The sequence below is a fragment of the Pseudomonas sp. PS01303 genome (genome assembly GCF_029959385.1).
Classification (GTDB): Bacteria; Pseudomonadota; Gammaproteobacteria; order Pseudomonadales; family Pseudomonadaceae; genus Aquipseudomonas; species Aquipseudomonas rustica.
Genome location: NZ_JASCPK010000214.1, coordinates 1 through 7129 on the forward strand (window position 1 = coordinate 1; position 7129 = coordinate 7129).

Sequence of the window (7129 nt, forward strand, 5' to 3'; positions counted from 1 at the left end):
AGTGCAACGAGGCTGCGATCTTTTGGCTTTTAAAAGATCAGGATCAAAAGATCGCAGCCTCGTTGCACTCGACAGCTCCTACAGACCCACAATCACACAGTCCCATGATTCCGCAGCACCTATAAGCGTTGGGGTTTCAGGGTTTGGCCACGCGCCATAGGTACCATGCGGCGACTGTGCGGTGTGGGCTCCAGGCCTGGCCGATGTCGATCATCTGTTTGCGTGTCGGTTGTACGTCGAGGCTTTTCAAGCGCCGATAACCTTCACGCACGCCGAAGTCGTCCGCCGGCAGAATGTCCATGCGTTCAAGGCTGTAGATCAGCAGCATTTCCACCGTCCAGCGACCGACCCCGCGCAGGCTGATCAAGCGTTCGATCAGCGCCTCATCGTCCATCGCCAGGGCCGTCGCGTAATCCGGCACCACGCCGTCCAGCGTTGCTTGGGCGATGCCTTGAATGGTCGCGATCTTGCCGCCCGAAAAGCCGCAACTGCGCATTCGATCAAAATCGGTCGCGAGGATTTGCTCGGGGCGCGGAAAGGACTCTCCGCCAAACAACCCCACCAGCCGCCCGACAATTGCATCCCCAGCCTTGGCGTGCAGTTGCTGATAAGCGATCGCGCGCACCAGCGACTCGTACGGATCACGCGCCGGATGCGGTTGATGCAGGCATGGGCCGACAGCGGCGATGTGCCGCTGCCAGTCTTCGTCGAGCGCGGCCAGATACTCGCTGGCCGCTTGATAGGCTGCCAGCATGCTATTTCAGCAAGCCGTTGACTTCGCCATAGCTGAACGCTTTGAGGTCGTGAGTATCAAGCTTGCCGCCCGCGAGGAAGCTTTTCACTAGCCCGCCCATTGCGCCATACAGAAACTCGGCGATGCCCGAGCCAGCGCTCAAGCGGCGCACGCCAAGGGCATGCAGTTCTTCAGGGGAGGGCAGGCCAGCGAACCCCAGCACATTGACCGGCAAGGTCGTGCCTTTGCAGATCGCTTCAATCTCGTAAGCGCCGGTCACCCCCGCAGCGAACAACCCGTCCGCCCCTGCTGCCTGATACAACGCAGCCCGGCGCAGCGTTTCGGCCACCCGATCTTCCGCCGGCACCAAGCCTTTGAGATACACATCGGTGCGCGCATTGATAAACAGTTTCACCGCACGCTTGGCCGCCACTTGCCGCGCCACTTCGATTTTGCGTGCGAGCAGTTCCGGCGTGCCGGCACCGTCCTCGATATTGATCCCGACCGCGCCCGCCGCGATCACCGCATCAAGCACTTCGGCCACGCGCCCGAGGTCATCGGAATAACCGGCCTCGATGTCGACACTCAACGGCACGCTGATCACCCGCGCGATCGACTCCACCGTCGAGATCAGACGTTCGAGCGGCAACGTATTGCCATCCGGATAGCCATGCACCCACGCCACCGCCGCACTGCTGGTGGCGACGGCTTTGCCACCGAGATGTTCGACCAGACGCGCGCCGGTGGCGTCGGCGACGTTGGTCAATATCAACAGGCCTTCTTGGTGCAATTGGTGAAATTGCTTATCGAGCGCGTTCATCAAAATCCCTTCTTGTTGATCGATCAATGGGTCAGAAAGCCAGAGGTTGCGTGAGGTGTACCGCGGCGTTTTCCAGCCTGAGCAGAAATGCCTTGCGCGGCTGTCCTCCACCATAGCCGGTGAGCGCGCCATCCGCGCCAATCACCCGATGACACGGCACCACAATCGACAACCGATTGTGTCCGTTGGCCAGGCCCACCGCGCGACTCGCGCCGGGTTTGCCCAGCGCGGCGGCGATGGTGCCGTAGGTGCTGGTCTGCCCGTAGGGGATTTGCCGCAGCGCCGACCAGACCTGCCGCGCAAACTCGCTGCCGGGCAAATGCAGCGTCACGGTGAATTCGCTGAGTGTGCCGGCAAAGTATGCCGCCAGTTGCTGTTCGATCTGTTGCAGATGCCCGTTGTGTCCCGGCACGACCGCATAGCCGTAGCGGTTCTGCAATTCCTCGACTTCGCGGGTCAACGCCGGGCGATCAAGAAACTCCAGCAACACCAGCCCACGACGTTCGGCCATGGCGATCATCGGCCCCAGCGGCGTGGTCAGGCGGGTGAACAGCAACGGTTCACTCTGCGCCGCGCGCCCCGGCGTGATGTGGAATGACTTCTGAAACGCATCACGAAAACCGCTGAGCGATTCATAGCCCGAGTCGAACGCGGCGTGATCAATCGACGTGCCTTGCTTGATCCCGCCCAACGCCGTGCCCAATCGACGCGTGCGCAGCCAGGCATGGAAGGTCATGCCGAAATGCTGTTTGAACCAGCGCCGCAACTTCAGCGGCTCGATGCCTGCAGCGAGAAGTTGTGCATCGCTCCAGCGCACCTCGGGATCAGCTTCGACTGCTTTGAGCAGCGTCTGCACCCAGTCCGGCGCAATGGCGGCGGCGTCCAGCGGTTTGCAGCGCAGACAGGCGCGATAACCGGCCGACAGGCATTCATCGGCATGGGCGAAAAACTCGACGTTCTCCGGTTTCGGCTTGCGCGCCGTGCAGCTCGGGCGGCAGAAAATCCCGGTGGTTTTCACGGCCGTGAAGAACACGCCTTCATAGGCAGTGTCGCGTTCAAGCATGGCGCGAACCATCTCGGCGTGGGGCGGCAGGACAGCGGTTTGTATGTTCATGGCTTGAGAGTAAAACCAGATTGTCGATGGCTCCACCGAAAAATCGACAGTGAATTCCCACATCACCTGAACTACCGTGTAGGAGCTGCCGAAGGCTGTGATCTTGATCGTTCCCACGCTCTGCGTGGGAATGCAGCCGCGGACGCTCCGCGTCCAAAGATCAAAAGATCGCAGCCTTCGGCAACTCCTACACTGTGTGAGGCGTTGAGTTATGCATCCGTTTTCCATTCATCACATCGATCACATCGTCCTGCGCGTCGAGGATCTGCAACGCAGCATCGATTTCTACGGCCAGGTTTTCGGCGCCGAGGTGGTCAAGCGCAACGAGCCGCTGGGCCTGATCCACCTGCGCGCCGGCACCTCAATGATCGACCTCGTCGACCTGCAAGGCGAACTCGGCCGCAAGGGCGGCGGGGCGGCCGGGGTCGAGCGGCGTAACGTCGATCACTTCTGCCTGCGCATCGAACCGTTCGATGAAGTGGCGCTGACCGAACATCTGCAATCCTTCGGCCTGACCGTGGCCAAAGCCGAATCGCGTTTCGGCGCTGAAGGCAAAGGCCTCTCACTGTACTGCTTCGACCCGGATGGCAATCAGGTCGAACTCAAAGGCCCGTCCGAGGCGTAAACCTCACGCCCGTTTCGCCAGCAGCAGCACCGAAGCCGCCGCCGACAACAGTCCCGCGCAGCACCGATTGAAAATGCGCTTGCCGCGCGGCTCGGCGAACCAGCGGCGCATGTGCAGGCCCATGTAGGCGTAGGCGCTGATGGCGATCCATTCCAGCGACAGAAACAGCACGCCCAACACGGCGAACTGTGCTGGCACCGGGCGGCCAGGGTCGACGAACTGCGGCAAAAACGCGGTGAACAACAGGATCGCTTTCGGATTACCGGCGGCCACCAGAAACTCCTGTCGCGCCAACGCCCAGAATCCCACCGAAGCTCCGGCTATTTCCTCCTCGGTTTCGGTGTTGGCGCGCCACAGTTGCCAGGCCATGTACAACAAATACCCCGCGCCGACGATCTTGATCGCCTGAAACAGCCATTCCGACGTCTGCAACACCACCGACAGACCGGCGCCCGCCAGCGCAATCATCCCGGCAAACGCCAGAATCCGCCCGACGCCCGCCGAGCAGGCGCGCTGAAAGCCGTAACGCGTGGCGTTGCTCACCGACAGCAAATTGTTCGGGCCGGGGGCCATGTTCAGGGCGAAGCAGGCGGGGAGAAACAGCGACAGCGTGGCGAGATCCATGACAGCACTCCAGAAACCAGAAGCGCATTTTTATCACAGCCCCCGTGCGGCCCGACCCGTACAGTCACGCAGTGCTGTCGCGGTACAGCGCCCGGCGGTACTGGCGAAACCGTTCGAACTTTTTGCGAAATCTGAAACTCTGAAAGGTCAGAGGGCGGTGGTTTCGTCTTAAAAAACTAGTCGTCGGGTCAGAAAAATGACCTGTGCCGTGTAAAATCCCTCGATGCGATGCCAACCCCTAATGGCCCCAGGCGGCCTCACCAAGAGCGATCTACATGCAAGCAAAGGCCCGTGAAGTTTATGTGCCACCGGTGCTGCAAGATCTGCGAGCCGGCACTGCCGACCTGCACATCGCGCTGGAAAAACGCCTTCCTTTTTTCTCCGACGCCCTCGATATTCAGGCTTTTCAACGGCTGATGCAGGCTTACTACGGCTTCTACCTGCCGCTGGAAAGCGCATTGCTGGACAGCCACTGCATCCCCGCCGATTTTGATCTGACGCCACGTCTCAAAACCGCCACCTTGCACGGCGACCTGCAAGCGTTGGGCGTCGCGGATGAAGCGATCAACCGCCTGCCGATCTGTAGCCAATTGCCGCAGATCAATTCCGGCGCTAGCTGCCTCGGCATACTGTACGTGCTCGAAGGCGCAACGCTCGGCGGGCAAATCCTGCGCCGGGAAATTTCTGCGCGGTTAGGCCTGGAAGCCGATAACGGCGCGGCTTTTCTCGATGTCTACGGCGCCGCCACCGGCCGTCGCTGGCGCGATTTCATGGAATACCTGGGCAGTCGACCGATGGATGCGGACGAGCGCAAGGCCGTAGTGGCGGCCGCACACACCACATTCAGTTGTTTCGAGCGCTGGCTCGAAAGCCGGGAGGTACTGGCATGACTCCGCAAGACAAACAAGCCTTTGAAGAACTGCTGGCCAACTGTGCCGACGAACCCATTCGGTTCCCCGGCGCGATCCAGCCGCACGGGTTGCTGCTGACCTTGAGCGAGCCTGCGCTGGAGATCATTCAGGTCAGCGCCAACGTCGAGAGCCTGCTCGGCCGTCCGGCGCTGGCGCTGATCGGTCAACCGCTGCAAAGCCTGATTGGCGATGAACACGCCGCGCAAGTACGCGAGACGTTGCAACAGCCGACGCTGTCCGACTCGGCGCCATTGCTGTTTCGACTCAACGACATGGCGTTCGAAGGCTTGCTGCACCGTCATCAAGGCGTGTTGATTCTCGAACTGGAAATCCACGTCGAAAACTTCCAGCCGCGTAACGTGGCGGGCAGCGAAACCCATTTGGGCCGCATGCTCCAGCGGCTGCAGGGCGCGACGACGTTGCAGGCGCTGTACGACATCAGCGTCAAAGAAATCCAGGCGATGACCGGTTACGACCGGGTGCTGATTTATCGCTTCGAAGAAGAGGGCCACGGCCAAGTCATTGCCGAAGCGTCCGATCCGTCGATGGAAGTGTTCAACGGTCTGTTCTTCCCGGCGTCCGACATTCCCGAGCAGGCCCGCGAGCTGTATCGCACCAACTGGCTGCGGATCATCCCGGATGCCGCGTACGAGCCGGTGCCGCTGGTGCCGAAGCTGCGTCCGGACACGCAAACGCCGCTGGACTTGAGTTTCGCCACGCTGCGCAGCGTGTCGCCGATTCACTGCCAATACATGAAGAACATGGGCGTGTTGTCGTCGATGAGTATTTCCCTGCTCAAGGGCGACAAACTCTGGGGCCTGATCAGCTGCGGCAACCGCGAACCGCTGCATGTGCCGCACGAATTGCGTGCCGCCTGCCAGACCATCGGCCAGGTGCTGTCGCTGCAAATCAGTGCGATGGAGGCGCTGGAAGTCAGCCGTCAGCGCGAAGCAAAAGTCGACGCGCTGGCGATGCTCAATCAAGCGATGATCGACTCGCCGCAGAATGTATTCGACGGTCTGGCTAACCAGCCTGAAGTGCTGATGGCGCTGACCGGCGCCGGCGGCATTGCGATCATCGAAGACAAGCAATTGCACCGCTACGGCAACTGCCCGGAGCCGGACGAAATCCGCGCCCTGCACAAGTGGTTGCAGGACAGCGGCGAGGCGGTGTTCTCCAGTCATCACCTCGCCAGCGTCTACCCGCCGGCCGCGCAGTATCAGCAAGTCGCCAGCGGCGTGCTCGCGATGAGCCTGCCGAAACCGGTCGACAACGGCGTGCTGTGGTTCCGCCCGGAGGTGAAGGAAAACATCAATTGGAGTGGCGATCCGCGCAAGCCGCTGGATCTGGAAAACTCTGACGCCGGCCTGCGGTTGCGCCCGCGTACGTCGTTTGAAATCTGGAAAGTCGAGATGGCCGGGATCTCCACCAAATGGAGCCACGGCGATCTGTTTGCGGCCAACGATCTGCGGCGTTCAGCGCTGGAAAATGATCTGGCGCGACAAGTGCGCCGCGAGCAGGAAGCGGTGCGTGCCCGTGATGAGCTGGTGGCGGTGGTTTCCCACGATCTGCGCAACCCGATGACGGTGATCTCGATGCTCTGCGGCATGATGCAGAAGGCCTTCAGCTCTGACGGCCCGCATACGTCGCGACGGATCTCCACGGCCATCGACACCATGCAACAAGCGGCCGGGCGCATGAACACGCTGCTGGAAGACTTGCTCGACACCTCGAAAATCGACGCCGGGCGCTACACCATCACCCCGCAGAAACTCGACGTCGGGCAGATGTTCGAAGAAGCGCAATCGTTGCTCGCACCGTTGGCAATCGACAAGGACATCAGCATTTCCTTTGAGGCCGACGCGGATCTGAGCATTCATGGCGATCCTGAGCGGCTGTTTCAGGTGCTGTCGAATCTGATCGGTAACGCGATCAAATTCACTCCGCGTCTGGGCAGGGTCGGCGTGCGTGCGAAGTCGGTGGGCGATGAAATTGTCTTCACCGTGCGCGACAGCGGCGAGGGTATTCCCAAGGAAAACCTGCCGCACGTGTTCGATCGTTACTGGACGGTGAAGGACGGCAACCCGACCGGCACCGGTTTGGGTTTGTACATCACCCAAGGCATCGTCGAGGCCCATGGCGGGCGGATCGTCGCCGAGAGCGAACCGGGGCAGGGCAGCGAATTCCGCTTCACCGTGCCGCGCCTGGACTAACCCACAACCCCCCGTGTAGGAGCTGCCGAAGGCTGCGATCTTTTGATCCTGTTTTTAAAAGACAAGATCAAAAGATCGCAGCCTTCGGC

General features: G+C 61.1%; 7 protein-coding genes. 3 read left to right on the forward strand and 4 right to left on the reverse strand.

Annotation, left to right across the window (positions count from 1 at the left end):
• Positions 1–136: 136 nt before the first annotated feature.
• From QMX93_RS28955 to QMX93_RS28965, 3 genes are read right to left on the reverse strand one after another with little or no spacing between them, the layout of a single operon-like run.
• Positions 137–754: a DNA-3-methyladenine glycosylase gene (locus QMX93_RS28955; RefSeq protein WP_282358986.1), complete on the reverse strand. Its 618-nt coding sequence runs from the start codon at positions 752–754 to the stop codon at positions 137–139.
• Between the two features lies 1 nt (position 755).
• On the reverse strand, positions 756–1553 hold the full coding sequence (locus tag QMX93_RS28960) for an isocitrate lyase/phosphoenolpyruvate mutase family protein (protein WP_282358989.1): 798 nt from the start codon (positions 1551–1553) through the stop codon (positions 756–758).
• Between the two features lie 31 nt (positions 1554–1584).
• Positions 1585–2667, reverse strand: coding sequence for a bifunctional transcriptional activator/DNA repair protein Ada (locus QMX93_RS28965; protein WP_282358992.1), 1083 nt, complete (start codon positions 2665–2667; stop codon positions 1585–1587).
• Between the two features lie 211 nt (positions 2668–2878).
• Between QMX93_RS28965 and QMX93_RS28970 the strand changes: the two genes are divergently transcribed.
• On the forward strand, positions 2879–3292 hold the full coding sequence (locus QMX93_RS28970; protein ID WP_212549238.1) for a VOC family protein: 414 nt from the start codon (positions 2879–2881) through the stop codon (positions 3290–3292).
• Between the two features lie 3 nt (positions 3293–3295).
• On the opposite strand, the gene QMX93_RS28975 is transcribed toward QMX93_RS28970, so the two are convergent.
• Complete coding sequence (locus QMX93_RS28975) at positions 3296–3916, reverse strand: LysE family translocator (protein WP_212545909.1); 621 nt, start codon at positions 3914–3916, stop codon at positions 3296–3298.
• 275 nt (positions 3917–4191) lie between these two features.
• On the opposite strand from QMX93_RS28975, the gene QMX93_RS28980 reads away from it, so the two are divergent.
• Positions 4192–4806 (forward strand): biliverdin-producing heme oxygenase, encoded by a 615-nt coding sequence (locus QMX93_RS28980; RefSeq protein ID WP_053119333.1) that lies wholly within the window; start codon positions 4192–4194, stop codon positions 4804–4806.
• Entirely contained in the window at positions 4803–7040 is a 2238-nt protein-coding gene (locus QMX93_RS28985; protein ID WP_282358995.1) for an ATP-binding protein, read from the forward strand. The genes QMX93_RS28980 and QMX93_RS28985 overlap by 4 nt, the downstream gene beginning before the upstream one ends.
• Positions 7041–7129 lie beyond the last annotated feature (89 nt).